Here is an 18,748-nt window from a genome sequence, read left to right as displayed (position 1 = left end):
GCTCAGGTGTCCGGATCAACCTTGCCGCGCATGGCTTTGACTTCGCCACGCACCTTCTTGGCTTTCAGCCGCCGTTTTTTTGACCCCAATGTGGGCCGCGTGGCGATACGACGCTTTGGCGGGGTCAGCGCCTTTTTCACCAGTTCGGCCAACCGTTCCCGCGCCAGATCACGGTTGCGGGCTTGGCTGCGCGTCTCGTCACACTGGATCACAAGCGTGCCTTCAGTGGTCCATCGCCGTCCTGCCAGTCGCCGCAGCCGAGTCTTGACCGGGCCGGGCAAGGATGGCGACGATGCCGCCTCGAACCGCAGCTCGACCGCTGAGGAAACTTTGTTGACGTTCTGCCCGCCCGGACCAGAGGCCCGCACAAATTGCTCTGTCAGTTCCCAGTCCTGAATGCTGATTGTATCGCTGATCCGTATCATGGGACCAGCATCGCACCGGAACCCCCCAAGGTGAAGGGGCGTTGGGCTGCGAACTCAAACCAATAGGTGCCCCATGCTTAACCTGCAGTCCCTGATCCAGATCCAGACGACCCGCCAGGACCTCTACGCCTTTCGCATCACCGGCGAAGTCAGCCGCGAAGACATGACGGCAATGGCCGAATTCATGAATGACGTTTTCGATAAACACGAAAAGGTCGACATGCTGATGATCTTTGACCGCTACGAAGGTGCAGAAACCGGGGCCTCGTTCAGCTGGGAAGCACTGAAATCGCGGGTACGGTCAATCACCAATGTAGATCGCTACGTTGTGGTAGGCGCACCCGATGCTGCCCAGTCATTGATCGAAGTGATGGACAGTCTGATGCCCGTCGACGCCGAGACGTTTGATACCGAACCAGCGGCATGGCGTTCCTTGGATGCCGAAGCTGTCGCGCCCTAAGCCCGGAATGCGAAGAGGGCCGCCCCGGAAAGGAGCGGCCCAATCGAATGGTTTACCGAAGGTGTGCCGGTTAGACCGACGTCCACTTTGTGTTTTCGACTGTCAGGGGCTGCCCAAACAGGAACCCTCCAAAGCTGTTCCGACACCTCTCTCCAATACCGTTCTTGACACTGGATCACCTCCTTTACATTTGTTGAACTCACCTAAATCGTTGCACGACCTGGCCCAAACGCAAAGTGTTTTTTTGACGCAGGCCCCAGAAAAACCTACAGATGCCTGTTTTGGGATCAAACCGGTTTTGCCAGTCGCGCCGTGATCATACGGAACGGGATCAGGGCAATCAGCGCGATGCTCAGCTTGACCGCCCAATCCGCAACAGCCAGGGATACCCAGAGTGGCGCCAGCGGCCCGCCGCCCAACAGCGGCACGGCTTCGGCAGCCCAAGCGACATCTGTCGCGGGATGGATAAAGGACAAAGCCCCCGAAAAGGCGATGGAAAAAAACAGCGCTGTGTCGATGGTTGATCCGACCAGAGTGCTGACAAGGGGGGCCTGCCACCAGGCGCGTCCGCGCAAGGAAGCAAAAACAGATACGTCGATCAGTTGCGCCACAAGAAAGGCGACACCGGAGCCGATGGCGATGCGCAACGTAACCAACGGGCCAAATTCGCCCATGATCTGCGTGCCGATCAGCGAACAGATCAGGCCCACAACGAAACCCACCAACACAACGCGCCGGGCGGCGGACGTCCCGTAGACGCGGTTCATCACGTCCGTAACAAGAAAGGCCAGCGGATAGGTGAAAGCGCCGTAGGTCAGCCAGTTGCCGAATAGAAACTGAACGAGGATGTTGGAAGCCACAACGATGGCGGCCATAGCAATGATGCCGGGAAGATAGGTGCGTGTCATAATAAGATACCGTTTTGTGCAAGGGTGCGGCGACTTGGCCTGCGGGGATCGCAGACAGGGGGGCAATAGGGGGATCGCCCGCAATTGGCAAGTCACTCGGTCAGGACAAATTCGACAATCTGGGTAGTTTGCAGGGAAATGAAGTTATCGTCCGAGATTACAATCACACGGGTCGTGCCGGCGGCATCGGTCCAGACACTGAGTGCTTCGAGGTTGTCAAACGCGGCGGGAAACGTCGTAAGCAGCGTTTCAACGACCACCGGATCAGCGTTCAGGTCAAACCGGCGGATCTGACTGCGAAAACCTAACGGCGTGATCGTTCGCTCTAGCAGATAGAGCCGCCCGGCGTCATCAAAATCCGCGCCGACAGGGCGGAACGGTCCGGGAAGTGGTATCCTGTGAGAGATGCGCCAGTTACCGTTGCGAAATTTGAACAAAGGCGTGGTACCAGAACTGTCTGAGGGCATTTCCGACAAGGTAAAGAGCCGCCCGTCAGGGTGGACCGCCAAAGCCTCCAGCCCAGTATTGATGCTAAAATACGCAAAATCGGGATGATCGGGCAGGGGCGTGATCCGACCTGTTTTCAGGTCAAGCGCCCCGACACTTTTGTCATGGGCTTCGAACGAGACATAGGCTTGCCCGTCGCGCCCGATGGCCAACCCTTCGGAATCGCGCGATGTCCCACGAAGGCGACCCCCATCTTCAGTCTTGAGGGTGTCTTGCGACAAAAGCTGCACACCAAGGAGCCTACCCTGCTCTCGCACCAGCCGCGCCCGCACGACTGAGCTACGGTCCGTGATCAAGGTCAGTGCGTTGCCATCAGGCGACACTTCCATACCTGAAAAGCCGCCGAACCAGTCTTCTTCCAGCGTCCATTCAAACTGGGCGTCAACCCGCAGCCGGGGTTCCGCCGCAGCGAAGGTCGCCGCGCAAAACGCGACGATCACGGCGATCACTGTCTGTTTCAGTTGTCCAGAACCGCCTTGCACTGCGCGGGCAGGTCAGCCAGCACCAATTCGCGACGCGGCGGCTTGGGCTTGGCGTTCGGGTCTCGTGGCTTCGGCGGTGGTGGGTTCAAAATATTGGCCTGCCACTGTCGCGCATCGGCGCATCCATCGCCCGCGGGTGGCGGGTTTTGGTTCACGCAGCCACGCACACCTTTTGGACAGTTCAACCGCACATGGAAGTGATAGTGATGTCCATACCAAGGTCTGATTTTACGCAGATAGCTGCGGTCGCCCTTTTCATCGGCACACATCTGCACCTTGGCCCCTGGAAAAACAAAGATGCGCGCAGTGCGCGGGTCTTTCGCAGCGGCCTTGATGATCTCGTGATGAGACCGCGTCCAGGATGAATTGACATAGGCCCCGCTGGCCCGCCGCATGGAGATCGAAGAGATATTCTCGCGCTGCTTCCGGGTCAGGTTCAGTGATTTGGGCGGCAGCATCCAGATGTCGGCGTCGAGACCGATCTGATGGCTGCGGTGTCCGGTCAGCATCGGCCCGCCGCGCGGCTGGCTCAGGTCACCGACATAAAGACCTTTCCACCCCGGTTGCGTCGCCGCAAAGGCTGACAACTTCTTGACCATATCGACGGTTTCGGGATGCGCCCAGTTACGGTTGCGCGACAGCCGCATGGCTTGCCATGTCGGACCTGTTTCGGGCAACTGCGCGCCGCCGGCCATACACCCCTTGGCGTAGCTGCCGAAAGCGGCGGAAGACTGCGAGGTTGCCCTGCTTTTTGCCCCGAAGAGCTTTTTCGCCTGCACATTGCTCAGCGCACCGCCCGAAGAGCCGATGGTCGGCAGGACCTCGCGTGCTCCGCTGATGTCACGTCCCCCACCATTGCCACAGGAAACAAGGGCAAGGGCAAGTGCGGCACAGCCCAGAAAGCGCGAAAGGATCATGATGCGAAATCTCCATCTCGTTTCACCCACACTAGCAGAACCAATCCGATGATGAATAGCCCCACAACCGGTGAAATTCCCAACCTCTGGCTGCCGGTCAGGTCTGTGGTAAGTGCAATCAGCGCGGGGGCCAAAAAGGATGTTGCTTTGCCTGACAAAGCATAAAGCCCGAAGGCTTCGGTCATCCGCTCCGGGTTGCCCTGTCGCGTCAACATATTGCGCGAGGACGCCTGAAGCGCGCCACCCGCAGCGCCAATCAACGCCCCGGCGATATAGAATGCAATATCGGGCAGTGCAGACTCTGCACCGACATCAATGCCCATGATCGAACTGGGTGTGAGCGAGATGATCAGGATCGCAGTCAGGATCAGCGTTATACAGCAAAATACGATCACCGGCATCGGCCCGATGCGCCGGTCCACACGGCCGCCGATCCAGCAGAAAACCGCCCCGGATATGGCCGCGAGGATACCGAAAATTCCGATGTCGATGATGGACCAGTTCAGCACCCCCAAGGCATAAATGCCGCCAAAGGTATACATGCCGTTCAGCGCATCGCGGTAGAACATCGAGGATCCGAGGTAGGCCATGAGCGACCGGTGACGGGGTAGATTGCGCAAGGTACGCCCCAGGTCAGACATGGCCGCCCCAAGCTTGATGCCCGTTCCTTTCTGGGTTGGATCGTCGCGGGTATATAGGAAAAAGGGTACCATGAAGATGACAAACCAGATGGCGACAAACGGCCCTACAACCCGCGTATCCGCTTTGGTCGCCGGATCAAGCCCGAAGAGCGGTGAGAGACCGGCCATCGTGCGCCCGTTGTCACCGGCTTGGAACAAGGCGATCATTGCCACTAGCGCCAGCACGCCACCGACATATCCGAATGCCCACCCGGAGCCTGACAAACGCCCCCGTTCGGTCGGGTCAGGGTCCAGCTCTGGCAGAAATGAGTTGGTAAAGATCGTCGCAAACTCCATTCCGATCAGGCCGATGCCAAAGAAAAACAGCGCCCACAAAGTCGAGAAGTCCTGCGGGGCGGTCCACCACAGGGCGGCGGACCCGACGACATAAAGCGCCGAGAACAGCCAGATCCAGGGCAGCCGCTTGCCCGAGGAATCCGCAATAGCGCCTAGAACAGGGGCGAGAATGGCGATCGTTATGCCCGTGCCCGTCAATCCGTAGCCCCAATAGGCCTGTGCCTGCGCCTTGGCGGCGTCAATTGCCATGCCGTTTTCAACCAACACTGTCGTTGCAGTTTGGGCAAAATAAGGGCCAAAGATAAATGTCAGCAAGAGTGTGTTGTAGGGCTGGCTTGCCCAATCGAAAAAGTACCACCCCCAAATGCGCTTACGCGCTGATATCCGTGCCATATTGTTCCTCCGCCACTGCGCCAAGGGTAGAGCAGGCGCGCTTGTTTCTCGCAAGCTATGACTGACACCGACAATATCATCTGGCAACAATCCTGACGTCATATGAGGCGCTTTGCGGAAATATCTGCTTGCCCTTACTGGGGTTTTTCGTACAAATCCGCGCCACCAACCGTTCCAAACCGAGGCCTACTGTGATCAGAATTCTTTACTTTAGCACTGCGCGTACAAGTGTCAGTCATTCCGATGTCGATGATATTGTGACTCACGCCGTCGAAAACAACGCGCGCATGGGGATCACCGGTGCCCTGGCGTACAACGGTCGCAATTTTTGCCAGCTTCTGGAAGGCGATGAAGGCAAAGTGCGTGCGCTGATCGAGACAATCTCCAAGGATGACCGCCATTCTGGTTTCAAGGTAATCGACGAACGGGCCGTAGAGGCCCGGCACTATGCCGATTGGTCATTGAAGCGGGTATCGGAACTGGATTTCTCAGAGATCATCAACGCAATGCAGGCCTGAGCCGCGCAAGAGAGCAGGTCGATGCACCTTGCACCCCATGAGGCGGACGCTTAATTGTCACGCAACCGCTATTCAAAGGGCCTGCCATGACCTCGATTTTTCAAATCCTGATGTTGTTGCTGAACATCGTTTACTTCATCGTGATTGCCCATGTGATCATGTCATGGCTGATCAACTTTCAGGTGCTGAACCTGCGGCAGCCACTCGTTGCGCAGATATGGGACGGGTTGAACCGCCTATTGGAGCCGATCTACAGTCGTGTGCGCCGTGTGGTGCCGCCGATGGGCGGCCTTGATCTAGCTCCGCTGATCGTCTTGATTGGTGTCGCGGTGGCGCGGATCATTCTGGTGAATAACGCGGCAGCTTTCTACTGAAATTCATAGATACGGCCTGATGCAACCGTTGTGTCGGGTATTTATAAAAGGGTGAAGCCGGGGCCGCAGTGCCCTTGTTTCGCTCTTGTTCATCGTTTCCGGTTATGGGAATCTGCGTAAAAAGAGCAGACAAATTTAGACAGGTTCCCCATGCACACAGGCGCTGCCACGCTTTTACGCGATGTTTTCGGCTTTGACGGGTTTCGACCCGGCCAGCAGGAGATCGTCGAAGCGGTGACAGCAGGCGAAAACGTACTGGCGATCATGCCGACGGGCGGTGGGAAATCCCTGTGCTTTCAATTGCCGGCGCTGATGCGGGACGGGGTCACAGTGGTGATTTCGCCACTCATCGCCCTGATGCGCGATCAGGTGCGGTCTTTGCAAGAGGCAGGGGTCGGCGCGGGAGCGCTGACATCGGGCAATACGCCGGAAGAAACAAATGCGGTCTGGCAGGGGCTTGAGGACGGCACTTTGCGGCTTTTGTACATGGCACCCGAGCGGCTGGCGGCGGGGTCCGTCACGGGCATGTTGCGCCGCGTGGGTGTGAGCATGATTGCGGTAGACGAGGCCCATTGCGTCAGCCAATGGGGTCATGATTTTCGCCCTGATTATTTGCGTATCGGCGAATTGCGGCGTGCGCTTGATGTGCCCTTGGCGGCATTTACGGCAACGGCGGATGCGGAAACGCAGGCAGAAATTATCCAGAAGCTGTTTGACGGCACGCCGCCGAAATCCTTCTTGCGCGGGTTTGACCGGCCCAATATTCATCTGGCCTTTGCGTCGAAGAACAAGCCGCGCGATCAGATCCTGAATTTCGCCGCAGCGCGCAAAGGACAATCCGGCATTGTCTATTGCGGCACGCGGGCCAAGACCGAAGGCATCGCACGGGCGCTGCGTGAGGCCGGACAAAAGGCGATCCACTATCATGGTGGCATGGAGGCGGAAGACCGCCGCATCGCAGAGCGGCAGTTCCAGCAAGAAGACGGGTTGATTGTCTGCGCCACCGTCGCCTTTGGCATGGGGGTGGACAAGCCGGACATCCGTTGGGTTGCCCATGCCGATCTGCCCAAAAGCATCGAGGCCTATTATCAGGAGATCGGCCGTGCGGGGCGCGACGGTGCCCCGGCCGAGACGCTGACGCTTTTTGGACCCGACGATATTCGCCTGCGCCGCACCCAGATTGACGAAGGGCTTGCACCACCCGAAAGGCGGGCAGCCGACCACGGGCGGCTCAACGCGCTGTTGGGGCTGGCAGAGGCGTTGGAATGTCGGCGCAAAACCCTGTTGGGCTATTTTGACGAGACTGAAATCACCTGTGGTCGCTGCGATCTTTGCGACAACCCGGCTGAAGTGTTCGACGGCACTACTGCGGTGCGCAAAGCATTGTCAGCGATCCTGCGCACCGAAGAATGGTTTGGAGCGGGCCATTTGATCGACATCCTTTTGGGGGTTGATACCGACAAGGTACGCCAGCGAGGACACACCAGCCTGCCGACCTTCGGCGTGGGGCAGGAATACCGCCGCCCCGAATGGCAGGCAGTTTTTCGGCAGATGATGGGGCATGACCTGATCCGCCCCGACCCCGAACGCCACGGTGCCTTGCGGATGACCGACGCCGCCCTGCCGATTCTGCGCGACGAGGCCAAGATCAACCTGCGCCGCGATACGATAAAAAGCGCCGGTGCCACCCGCCGCCCGGCAGTCAAACAGATGGTCAGCGAAGAAGACGCACCGCTTCTCTCTGCGCTGAAGGCCAAGCGGCGCGGGCTGGCCGAAGCCGCCAAAGTGCCCGCCTATATCATCTTTACCGACCGGACATTGATCGAAATGGCCGAGGTGCGCCCCCGCGATCTGGATGGCATGGCGCAGATCAGCGGCATCGGCGCGAAAAAACTTGAAACCTATGGGGTGGCTTTTCTTGAGGTCATCAATGGCGAGGCGGAGGCGATGCACCCGACCCGGCGCAAACTGGCCGGGCGCGAGACGGGCCAGGTCTATGACCAGTTGCTGCAAGTGCAGGCGGACCTGTCCCGGGGGGAAGCGGGTACCGAGAAACCGCTGAGTTGCTCAGCGTCGTTGTTGGCCAAAGTGGCGCAGATGCGCAACGCAGATGAAAGCGCGATGGAGCGGGTGCTGGGCGAACGCCGCGCCTCGCGGTTTGGGCCTGCATTTCTCGATGTGCTGCGAGACGCCGGGTAGGCAGGTTTTCCCTTGTGATGGGGCAAACACAAACTATTTCAGTCAAAAGATTCAAAGGGGAACCGAATGCTGGTTGTAATTTCACCTGCCAAGAAACTGGATTGGGAGCCGCGTGATGTGAAGGTCACGCAACCCGATTTTCAGGAAGATGCCGTTCGGCTTGTGAAAACGGCGCGCAATCTGTCGCTGGGTGATCTGAAAGGGCTGATGCACCTGAGTGATGCGCTGGCCAAGTTGAACCGCGACAGGTTCAAATCCTTTGAGGAAGATCCAGCGCCCGATCTGACGCGCCCTGCGGCCTTGGCCTTTGCCGGCGATACCTATCAAGGGCTTGAGGCAAGCAGCCTTGATGCGGATGAAATGGCCTGGGCGCAGGACCATCTGCGTATTCTGTCAGGACTTTATGGTGTGCTTCGGCCGCTTGATGCGATTCAGGCGTACCGCCTTGAAATGGGCAGCAGGCTCAAGACGCGGCGGGGTGCGAACCTGTATGACTACTGGCGCGATGACCTGTCCAAAGCACTGAACGTGCAGGCGGAAAAGACCGGCAGCGCGGTTTTGGTCAATTGCGCAAGTCAGGAGTATTTTGGTGCGGTGGCCCCAAAAGCGCTGAAACCCAGCATCATCACGCCGCAATTCATGGAAGACAAACATGATGGCAAAGGCCCCAAGATCGTCAGCTTTTTCGCCAAGAAAGCGCGCGGGGCAATGGCACGTTTCATCGTGCAGAACCGGTTGACCGACCCGAAGGCCTTGCAAGATTTCGACACCGGTGGGTACGCTTGGCAGGCCGATACCTCAACGCCGGAACGCCCTGTTTTCGTGCGTGATTACCCCTCTTGAGGCACCGTTAAAGGTTCCATAGTGGTCGCATCATGCGCGGCCTCAATTTCGGCAAAAATCATGGGTTTGCGCAGGGGTTTGGTCAGGTAGCGGTCTAGCCCAACGGCCAGAATGTCAGCATCGTCGCCATCCATTGCATGGGCGGTCAGTGCCACAACGGGCGTACGGCGGTCAGTTTCAAGCGTCCGGATCGCAGCGGTTGCCGCGCGCCCGTCCATCTTGGGCATCGAAATATCCATAAAGACCAAATCGGGCGCGATGTTTCGAAACAGTTCGACCGCCTCTTCGCCGTTTCCGGCAAAGGTCAGATCGACATTCAGTTCTTTGAGCATTTTACCAAAGACCAACTGGTTGGTCTTATTGTCCTCCGCCGCGAGTATGCGCATCGGACGTAGTCCGGTCGCATCCTGCGTCAGAGTGGCATGCTGTTGGCCGGCATCTTCAAACTCGAGTTTATCGAGAAGGGAAAAGAGCTCCTGCCTTGGTGGCGGCGTATGAAGGTTGCCGAAAACGGGCACCGGCAAATCGGGCAGTGATCGACCCAGATCGGCCCTTAGCAAGATCAGGGGATAGGATTTAGTCTGTCGTTCCAGATGGGCAGCCACCAGTTCCGCACTGCTTTCTGCGGCAAGGACCAGGTCAATAGTGGGCTCCAGCTTGCGACTGAAATCCGCAGCGGTTGAGCAAGGGGTCACCTTGATCCCAAGCTGCGCCATCTGGCGGATCAGCACGCCGCGATACACATCTGCATCATCTACGACGGCAACGTGGCGCAGACCGTCGGGCGGCGTCCATTGCAGCTTGCTGTCCGTATCGACAAGGCCCAAGTCGATGCGGAATCCAAAGCAAGATCCGTCCCCTTCGGTCGAGCTGACCCAAATGTCGCCATCCATCAACTTGATCAGCCGTTGGGTGATCGCAAGACCCAGGCCTGTGCCGTCGAACTGGCGGTTGCGCTCGTTTTCAACCTGATTGAATTCACCAAACACATGCTCGACCATATCTTCGGGGATGCCGATGCCGGTATCTTCAATCGTGACATGTAGCGACAGTTTGCCAGCGGCTTGGTCGGGCATGCCGACCACACGGATCAGGACATGCCCTTCGCTCGTGAACTTCACGGCATTCCCGATCAGGTTCGTCAAAACCTGGCGAATACGACCCGGATCGCCGATCAAAAGGCCGGGCATGAACAGATCATAATCCATCAGCAAGGACAGCCCTTTATCCTGTGCAGAGGGTTGCAACAGCATCAAGACCTCAAGAATGGCGCGTTCCAGATCAAAAGGCTCCGGGTGAAGGCTCAGGCGGTTCGCGTCAATCTTCGAGTAGTCCAGCACATCGTTGATGATGACCAACAAAGCCTCGCCCGAGTTCTTGATCGTCTGGACAAACAACTGCTGTTCATCGTCCAGATCACCACTGGCCAGCAGGTCAGCCATCCCGATCACGCCGTTCATCGGCGTTCTGATCTCATGGCTCATATTGGCCAGAAACGCCGACTTCGCGCAGTTGGCGCTTTCGGCCACGGCGCGGGCCTCTCTCAGCTTCGCCTCATAGGCCACAGTTGCGGTGATGTTCAGCGCCAAGGACACCACATCGCCTTCGGGTCCGCGATGATCCACCAGTTTGATATGTTCGTCGTTCCAAAGCCGGAGCACAATCGGTTCGGGCCTGTTTTGGATAAACCGTTCAGACATCATCTGCCGCCAATCCGCAGCTGTCAGATCGCCGGTGTTCACGATGCCCTCGTCCGTCAGCGTTTGCAGGATCGTGACATAGTTAACGCCCGGTGCAATCACCTCAAGATCTTCGAAAACCGACAGATAGGAGCGGTTGGCCATGATCATTTCATTGTCAGCGTTGAAAAACGCAAAACCGTCGTGGATCGTCTCGATCGAATGCCAAAGTCGCCGTTCCGCGATGGCAATCTTCTGATTGGCGACGGATAGATCGGATTTGACGCGCTGGTTCTCCCCCCGGATGGTGGCAACCTGCGCGCGGGTTTCGACGATCTCCTCGGTCAACTGCTGGGCATGTTTGCCCAGTTTCCGGTTCGCGGCAAAAAGCTCGGCCTGCTTAAGCTCAAGCATCCGCTCGGCGGCAAGCCTGTTGCGCCGTTCTTCGGTTAATTTATCGGCAAGGCTCATATGCCGCTCCGCTGCCCTTTGGTATCGCGCACCATGCCGCGACAGCGTGAACATCCGCTTAAAACGGATGGCACGTCTTGTCGGGAATCGGGCCGCGTGTCAGGCTGAACCTATTCAAGCTGGAGATTTTCAGATGCGTGTGTTTTTATGGCTGACGGCCCTGTGCCTTCTCGGAAATTTGATTGCGGGACCATCCCTCGCTCAAGACCCTGTGCCAGATCATCGGTACCTCTATACCCGCGATACCGATCTGCCGGGAACGGATCTGGCCCAACTTTTCGACACCACCCAGGACGCCTGCGCGCGGGCCTGTTCGGCACAAGACACCTGTGTGGCCTTCACGTTCAATACCCGCAGCAAAGCCTGTTTCCCTAAATCTGCAGTTGGCAGCGCAACCGCCTATGTCGGTGCCATATCGGCCCGCAAAGTTGTCACACCCCCCGCGCTGACCCAGTCTGCGGCACGCCATAGGGCACAGGCCCCTTTCCTCAGTGATGCTGACATTGCCAGCGCCAATGAATTTGTTGCGACCAATACGCGGCGCTTTACCTTTGGCGGTGAAACCACCGCTGACCTGATCGCGGCCCTGTCGGCCGCTGAACAGTCCGGCGATACCCGCGCCGCGTTGCGCTGGGCGGGCAAGGCTGCAGCCCTATCGGACCGCCCCGATTTGTGGACGTCCTATGCCCGACTGGCCCTGATCCACGCGAAAACCGCCAAACGCGCAGAGCAACGACAGACACGAAGCGAGGCGCTTTCGGCGGCCATCAACGGCTATCTGCGGGCAGAGAGCCCTGCACTGCAGGTTGAAGCATTACGCGTTCTGGCACAGGTGCTGGAGATGACCAATAGGGGTCGTGACATGATCCCGGCGCTGCGTCAGGCATTGGCGGTCCAGCCCCGCGATGATCTGGAGCAGGCGCTTGAGAAGGCTATCGGAAAATATGGATTTCGCGTGACCGAAAACCGCTCCGACAACGATGCCGCGGCCCCCCGTATCTGCGTGCAATTTTCGGAAAACCTTGTTCAGGCAGGTGTCGACTACGAACCCTTCGTCCGCGTCGAGGGGCGCGGAATGGTGGTGCAGGTGGACGACAGTCAGCTTTGTATCGACGGGGTTGCACACGGTCAGCGGTACAGCGTGACCTTGCGTGCAGGTCTGCCTTCAGCCAGCGGCGAGGTCCTGAACCGCGATGTGACGGTGCAGCAATATGTGCGCGACAGAGCGCCCACCCTCCGCTTCCCGGGCCGCGCCTACGTCCTGCCGCGCAGCGCTGATGCGGCCCTGCCGATCGAGACGGTAAACACCAGCACGCTCGATCTGCGTCTGCGCCGGGTCAGCGACCGCAATCTGGTCCGCGCCATCCGCGAAAGCTATTTCGGTCGGCCACTCAGCGGTTATGAGGATGACCAGTTTTCTGCCGATATGGCAGAGGAGATCTGGACCGGTACAGCCGAGGTACAGAACGAACTGAACGTCGATATGACGACCCGCCTGCCAATGGGCGAGGCTCTGCAAGGGCAGTCACCCGGCATCTACACACTCAGCGCAGCGGTGCCGGGACAGGACCGCTACGACTCGCCGCCGGCAATGCAATGGTTTGTCCTGTCTGACCTAGGGCTAACTACATGGGCAGGGATCGACGGGATGCAGGTCGCCGTGCGCGGGCTGTCGGACGCGGCACCGCGCGAGGGGATCACCGTGAGCCTGATCAGCCGTGCTAACGCCGTATTGGGCAGTGCGACCACCGATGCGCAAGGGTTTGCCCGTTTCGCAGCGGGTCTGACCCGTGGCACCGGCGCGGCACGGCCAGCGCTTTTGATGGCGGAGGACGGTGACAAGGACATTGCCTTTCTGTCCCTCACCGATCCGGCATTTGATCTTTCTGATCGCGGGGTTGAGGGCAATCCGCCCGCGCCCCCCATCGACACATTCCTGACTACGGACAGAGGAGCCTACCGCGTGGGCGAGACGATCTTTGCCACGGTGCTGACCCGCGATGCACAGGCCGCGGCGCTGACCGGTCTACCGGTGACGGCAATCCTGAAACGCCCCGATGGTGTGGAATATGCCCGCCACCTAAGCACCAACGCGCAGGCTGGGGGCCATGTCTTTGCTCTGCCGCTGGGCGCGGATGTGCCGCGTGGTGCTTGGCGGCTTGATATCCTGTCTGATCTGGACGCCCCCGCGCTGGCCAGTCAGGTCCTGCTGGTTGAGGATTTCCTGCCCGAACGCCTTGATTTTGATCTGACGCTGCCGGACGCAGCTTTGCGGCTGGCGCAAACGCCGCCTTTGCACGTCGATGTCCGCTATCTTTTCGGCGCGCCGGGGGCCGGGCTCACGGTTGAGGGCGATCTGCGCCTGCGGCCTGCTGCGAAGCTGGCCGGGTGGGAGGGCTACCGCTTTGGCCGTCACGACGCAGGGTTCAGAACACGGACCAGCGGGATTGGCGATGCAAAGACCAATGCACAGGGCCGCGCAACAGTGGCGCTTGAACTGCCGACACTGGACCAGGACCCCGGCCTGCCGTTGGAGGCCGAGGTGATCTTGCGTGTCGCCGAAGGGTCGGGCCGCCCGGTAGAGCGCCGCCTGACACGCGCGATCACCTCCGATGACCCCCTGATCGGCATCAAACCCCGTTTCGAGGGAACACTGCCCGAAGGCAGCGAGGCTGCGTTTGATCTGATTGCTGTCGGCCCCGATGGTTCGGCCGTCGATATGCCGGTGCGCTGGACCCTGAACCGGGTCGAGACGCGCTATCAATGGTACCAGCTTTACGGCAATTGGGAGTGGGAACCGACCACCCGCCGGATTCGCGTTCAAAACGGCGATGTGATGTTGGGCCAAACGCCGACCACTGTGACTGCCCCTACCGAATGGGGCAGGTACGAGCTGATTGTCGAACGCACAGGCACACCCTACGCCGCATCGTCGATACCGTTTTCATCCGGGTGGTACGGCGGCGACAGTGCCACGGATACACCCGACCGGTTGGAATTGTCACTGGATGCAGAGGACTATGCGCCGGGCGACACCGCAACCCTGCGACTGGTCGCACAGGACGCGGGCGTCGCCCTTGTGTCGGTCCTGTCGAACCGGGTGATTGAACGGCGTGTAGTGCCGGTTGCTGCTGGCGAAAATACCGTGTCGCTGACGGTCACCGCCGACTGGGGCACGGGTGCCTACGTCACGGCTTCGGTGCTGCGTGGTATGGATGTGGCCGCCGGCCAGAACCCGTCACGCCAGATGGGGCTGGTCCATGCCGCCGTGCGCCCCGGCACCAGGGCGCTGAATGTGTCCATAGATGCGCCCGAAGCGACCGATGGTCAGGCGGGTGGTTTTCTCGCGGCGGTACAGGTCGATGGTTTGGACGAAGGCGATACCGCCTATGTCACCCTTGCGGCTGTTGATCTGGGTATCTTGAACCTCACCGGATTCACGCCGCCTATTGTTACCGGACATTACTTTGGCCAGCGCCGTTTAGGGGTCGAATTGCGCGATATCTACGGTCGTCTGATTGATGGTATGAACGGGGCCATGGGCGTTGTGCGGTCTGGCGGTGACGCGGCCGCAACGGCACAAGTTCAATCCCCGCCGCCCACGGAAAAGCTGATGGCATTCTTCAGTGGGCCTGTCACTGTCGGGCCGGAGGGCCGCGCAGAGATTGAGATAGAAAAACCTGCGTTCAACGGCACGATGCGCCTGATGGCGGTTGCGTGGTCAGACACCGCTGTTGGTCAGGCGACCCGCGATGTAATCGCCGCCGATCCTGTTGTAGTCAGCGCCTCCTTGCCCCGCTTTCTGGCACCCGGAGACACGAGCCGTTTGCTGCTGGAATTCACGCACACCAGCGGCCCGGCGGGAGAAATACCGTTGAAGGTTTACACCGATGCGGCTGTGGCCCTGGGCAAAACGCCCGAAACCGTCACAATGACGCCACAAGGCACCGCGCAGTTGAACATCCCCGTGACGGGGCGTGAATTGGGCGATCCTGTCATCACAGTTGTTTTAACGACGCCTGACGGCACAGAACTGCGCAAATCATTCACCCTCCCGGTGCGCGACAATGATCCAGAGGTTTCCACAACGCGCCAATTCACACTTGGAGTAGGTGAGAGCTTTACCTTTGACACTGAGGTCTTCGCGGGTTTCCGCCCTGGCATTGCCACGGCCACGCTGACGGCAGGCCCGCTGGCGCGGTTCGATGTGCCCGGATTGTTGCAGCAACTCGACCGCTACCCTTACGGCTGCACTGAACAGGTCACCTCGGGGGCGCTGCCGCTGCTGTATTTGTCGTCGCTGGCGCAAGACGCGGGGTTGGGCACGCCCGACCGTATCGAAGACAAGATCAGCCAATCCATCACCCGCATCCTGTCGCGGCAAGCCAGCAACGGGGCCTTCGGGCTGTGGGGCGCAGGGTCGGGGGAGTTTTGGCTTGATGCCTATGTCACCGATTTTCTGTCCCGTGCGCGGGCGCAGGGCCATGCGGTGCCGGACCTCGCCTTCTCTCTGGCGATGGACAATTTGCGCAACCGGATCAGCTATGCGCCCGATTTTGATAAGGGGGGCGAGGATATCGCCTATGCGCTTCTTGTGCTCGCCCGGGAAGGCGCGGCACGGATGGGTGATCTGCGATACTACGCGGATACCAAGGCGCAGGACTTTGCAACGCCGTTGGCGGTGGCGCAATTGGGTGCCGCACTCGCAGCCTACGGCGATCCGGTGCGCGCCGATGCTCTTTTTGCACACGCAGGCAGGATGCTGAATGCCCAGACCGATACGCGCGTCTGGCGCGATGATTTCGGTTCGCCCCTGCGCGATGCGGCAGCAGTGCTACGGCTGGGTGCCGAAGCGGGCAGCGCGGTTCTGGACAAGTCGGTATTATCCAACGCGATACAAGGCGGTGGCGCGTCCCTCTCAACGCAGGAAGCTGCGCAGGTTGTTATGGCTGCGCATGCGCTGGCTGCCCCTCAGTCCACCCCCGATCTGCGGGTCGATGGCGTGCCTGCAACAGGTCGGGTGGTACAGCGGCTGTCCGATCAGACCGGCGGCGCGTCTGTCATCGAGAATGTCAGCGCCCGTGGCATGGATGTGACCATGACGGCCTTCGGCGTACCAGAGGTGGCCCCGGAAGCGGGCGGTTATGGCTATCAGATCACTCGTCGCATCCTTACGATGGAGGGCGAGCCCGTCAGCGACAGCGTTGCCTCGGGCGAGCGGTTGGTCGTGGTCCTCAAAGTCACCCCCTTTGAGGAGATCGGTGCCCGGCTCATCATAGATGATCCACTGGCCGCAGGGTTCGAGATCGACAATCCCAACCTGATCCGCAGCGGGGATATCGCCGCACTCGATTGGCTGAAAGCCAAACAGACGGAGACTGCCGAGTTTCGCTCCGATCGCTTTGTAGCGGCTGTCAATCACAGCGGCACAGATCCGTTTGAACTGGCCTATATCCTGCGCGCTGTCAGTCCCGGCACCTACCATCATCCCGCCGCCACGGTCGAAGACATGTACCGCCCGGAATACCGCGCCAACACTGCCACAGCGCAAGTCACGATCACCCCATGATCCGCTGGGCACTCTTTGGCCTTGTGTTGGCCCTATGGGCTTTTGCGGCCTCGCGTGACCGTCTGGACAATTGGATCGCCCGCACCGATCTGCCGCCGGTTCTGGTAGAAACATCCGTTGAAGTACGCGATCGAAACGGCGCTTTGATGCGCGTCTTTCCGGTGGAAAACGGGCGGGTGCGGCTGGCGCTGGCCTTGCCTGAGGTGGACCCGGACTTTCTTGATATGCTGATTTCTTACGAGGACAAACGCTTCTTCAGCCATGCGGGCGTTGACCTCTTGGCACTAGCGCGGGCAGCAGCACAGGCGTTGTGGCAGGGCGAAGTGGTCTCTGGTGGTTCAACGCTCACCATGCAGGTAGCCCGACTGATGGAGAATTCGGGCACCGGTCGCTGGCGAGGCAAGTTGCGACAAATGCGGGTGGCACTGGCGCTGGAACGGCGGCTGGGCAAGCGTGAGATACTTGAGCTCTACCTCGCACACGCCCCCTATGGTGGCGCGGTGGAAGGGCTGCGAGCGGGCGCACTGGTGTGGTTTGGCAAGGAGCCGGCACGCTTGACCCCGGCAGAGATGGCTTTGCTGGTAGCATTGCCCCAAGCGCCCGAAGCCCGCCGTCCGGACCGCCACCCCCAAGCAGCCACAGCAGCCCGCGCAAGGGTGTTGAACCGCGTCAACGCGCCAGAACGGACGCATCTAGCGCCGGTGCCAGATCAAATGCTACCTTTCGTTCGGCTCGCGCCGCATTTGGCCGATCATCTGGTTAAGGCCAATCCGCTGGCCGGGCACCATGACCTTACGCTTGATGCAGTTGTGCAGAACCAGATGGAAGGGTTGATCAGGCGCGCTGTGCAAGGCCAGATGCGCGGCGTTTCCGCAGCGGTGGTGGTGGCGGATCACCGCACTTCAGAGGTGCTCGCCTCCGTCAGCGCACCGGTCTACGGCGCGGCAGAGGGCAGGCAGGGCTTTGTCGATATGACCCGCGCCCTGCGGTCGCCCGGATCGACATTGAAACCCTTCATCTACGCGATGGCCTTTGACGAGGGGTTGGCGCATCCCGATACCTTGATCAATGATTCACCAGTGGTATTCGGCCGCTATGCACCCCAGAACTTTGACGGGCGGTTTCGGGGCGAGCTGACGGTGCGCGAGGCGCTGCAACTCTCGCTCAATATACCGCCTGTCCTTTTGACGCAGGAACTCGGTCCGGCCCGCCTGATGGCGATGCTGCGCAAGGGGGGTGCTGCTCCTCAGCTTCCCAGCGGAACGGCGGGGCTGGCCGTCGCTTTGGGCGGCGTCGGTGTCACGCTGAATGATCTCGTGCAGCTTTACGCCGGGCTGGCGCAGGGGGGGCAGGGCCAACCCCTGATCTGGCAGCGTGGCGTCGCGGAACAACGCGGCCAGCGTATGGTCTCCGAAAGTGCCGCCTGGCAGGTGGGACATATCCTTGCTGCGCTGACGCCACCGCAGGGATACGGACGGCGCGGCGGTCAAATTGCGTATAAAACGGGCACGTCCTACGGCCACCGCGATGCCTGGGCGATCGGTTTTGATGGCGCACATGTAATAGGGCTCTGGCTGGGACGCCCTGAAGGAACCCCGGTGCCAGGGGCGTTCGGGGGTGATCTGGCAGCTCCCGTTCTGTTCGAGGCGTTCAATCTTCTGGGCAGCCGCCCGACGCCTCTGCCTCCACCACCGCCCGAGACTTTGATGCTAAGCACAGCATCCCTGCCTCAGCCTTTGCAGCGCTTTCGACCGCGCAATGCCGTGTTCAGCGCCCCTGCCGATGCCCCGCGTGTGGACTTCCCGCCGGATGGGGCGGTTTTGCAGCGGGACGGTGAAGGTGTTGCGCTGAAATTCGGGGCGGGCGTCTCTCCGTTCAGCGTGCTGTTGGATGGTGCGCCTGTGCTGACGAATCTTCACCGTCACGACGCGTTGCTCCCGCTGGTAGAGCCGGGTTTTTCCCGCATCACAGTGGTAGATGCCAAGGGACGCTCCGCTTCCGTTTCCGTGCAATTGCAATAGCGGGA

The 18,748-nt window shown here is 60.0% G+C and carries 13 protein-coding genes; 7 read left to right on the top strand and 6 right to left on the bottom strand.

The window, feature by feature from the left end:
* Positions 1-2: 2 nt before the first annotated feature.
* Positions 3-425, bottom strand: a complete 423-nt coding sequence (gene arfB, locus Z945_RS0100990) for an alternative ribosome rescue aminoacyl-tRNA hydrolase ArfB (protein ID WP_025050264.1) — start codon at positions 423-425, stop codon at positions 3-5.
* Positions 426-498: 73 nt separating this feature from the next.
* On the opposite strand from arfB, the gene Z945_RS0100985 reads away from it, so the two are divergent.
* Positions 499-885 (top strand): SpoIIAA family protein, encoded by a 387-nt coding sequence (locus Z945_RS0100985; RefSeq protein ID WP_025050263.1) that lies wholly within the window; start codon positions 499-501, stop codon positions 883-885.
* A gap of 287 nt (positions 886-1,172) precedes the next feature.
* Here the strand turns inward: Z945_RS0100985 and Z945_RS0100980 are convergent, their stop codons facing one another.
* The 4 genes from Z945_RS0100980 to Z945_RS0100965 form a co-directional block, all read right to left on the bottom strand.
* Positions 1,173-1,793: a queuosine precursor transporter gene (locus Z945_RS0100980; protein WP_025050262.1), complete on the bottom strand. Its 621-nt coding sequence runs from the start codon at positions 1,791-1,793 to the stop codon at positions 1,173-1,175.
* 92 nt (positions 1,794-1,885) lie between these two features.
* Positions 1,886-2,749: an esterase-like activity of phytase family protein gene (locus Z945_RS0100975; protein WP_025050261.1), complete on the bottom strand. Its 864-nt coding sequence runs from the start codon at positions 2,747-2,749 to the stop codon at positions 1,886-1,888.
* Between the two features lie 8 nt (positions 2,750-2,757).
* Positions 2,758-3,699: a penicillin-insensitive murein endopeptidase gene (gene mepA / locus Z945_RS0100970; protein WP_025050260.1), complete on the bottom strand. Its 942-nt coding sequence runs from the start codon at positions 3,697-3,699 to the stop codon at positions 2,758-2,760.
* Positions 3,696-5,069, bottom strand: coding sequence for an MFS transporter (locus tag Z945_RS0100965; RefSeq protein ID WP_025050259.1), 1,374 nt, complete (start codon positions 5,067-5,069; stop codon positions 3,696-3,698). The genes mepA and Z945_RS0100965 overlap by 4 nt, the downstream gene beginning before the upstream one ends.
* Positions 5,070-5,260: 191 nt before the next feature.
* On the opposite strand from Z945_RS0100965, the gene Z945_RS0100960 reads away from it, so the two are divergent.
* The 4 genes from Z945_RS0100960 to yaaA all read left to right on the top strand — a co-directional run bounded on the left by Z945_RS0100960 (position 5,261) and on the right by yaaA (position 9,003).
* Entirely contained in the window at positions 5,261-5,587 is a 327-nt protein-coding gene (locus Z945_RS0100960; protein WP_025050258.1) for a BLUF domain-containing protein, read from the top strand.
* Positions 5,588-5,673: 86 nt separating this feature from the next.
* Complete coding sequence (locus tag Z945_RS0100955; protein WP_025050257.1) at positions 5,674-5,961, top strand: YggT family protein; 288 nt, start codon at positions 5,674-5,676, stop codon at positions 5,959-5,961.
* A gap of 150 nt (positions 5,962-6,111) precedes the next feature.
* Positions 6,112-8,160 carry a DNA helicase RecQ gene (gene recQ / locus Z945_RS0100950; protein WP_025050256.1) on the top strand — a complete coding sequence of 683 codons (2,049 nt, stop codon included), beginning with the start codon at positions 6,112-6,114 and terminating at the stop codon, positions 8,158-8,160.
* Between the two features lie 66 nt (positions 8,161-8,226).
* On the top strand, positions 8,227-9,003 hold the full coding sequence (gene yaaA, locus Z945_RS0100945) for a peroxide stress protein YaaA (RefSeq protein WP_025050255.1): 777 nt from the start codon (positions 8,227-8,229) through the stop codon (positions 9,001-9,003).
* On the opposite strand, the gene Z945_RS0100940 is transcribed toward yaaA, so the two are convergent.
* Complete coding sequence (locus Z945_RS0100940) at positions 8,991-11,153, bottom strand: ATP-binding protein (protein ID WP_025050254.1); 2,163 nt, start codon at positions 11,151-11,153, stop codon at positions 8,991-8,993. The genes yaaA and Z945_RS0100940 overlap by 13 nt on opposite strands.
* 133 nt (positions 11,154-11,286) lie before the next feature.
* Here Z945_RS0100940 and Z945_RS0100935 point away from each other — a divergent pair, with 133 nt between their 5' ends.
* A complete protein-coding gene (locus Z945_RS0100935; protein WP_025050253.1) occupies positions 11,287-16,722 on the top strand; it encodes an alpha-2-macroglobulin family protein in 5,436 nt (1,811 codons plus the stop codon).
* On the top strand, positions 16,719-18,743 hold the full coding sequence (gene pbpC, locus Z945_RS0100930) for a penicillin-binding protein 1C (protein ID WP_025050252.1): 2,025 nt from the start codon (positions 16,719-16,721) through the stop codon (positions 18,741-18,743). Before Z945_RS0100935 ends, pbpC begins: the two co-directional genes overlap by 4 nt.
* The last annotated feature ends 5 nt before the right edge of the window (positions 18,744-18,748 follow it).

The sequence above is a fragment of the Sulfitobacter noctilucae genome (assembly GCF_000622365.1).
GTDB lineage: Bacteria > Pseudomonadota > Alphaproteobacteria > Rhodobacterales > Rhodobacteraceae > Sulfitobacter > Sulfitobacter noctilucae.
This window is presented reverse-complemented; position numbering and strand designations above follow the sequence as displayed.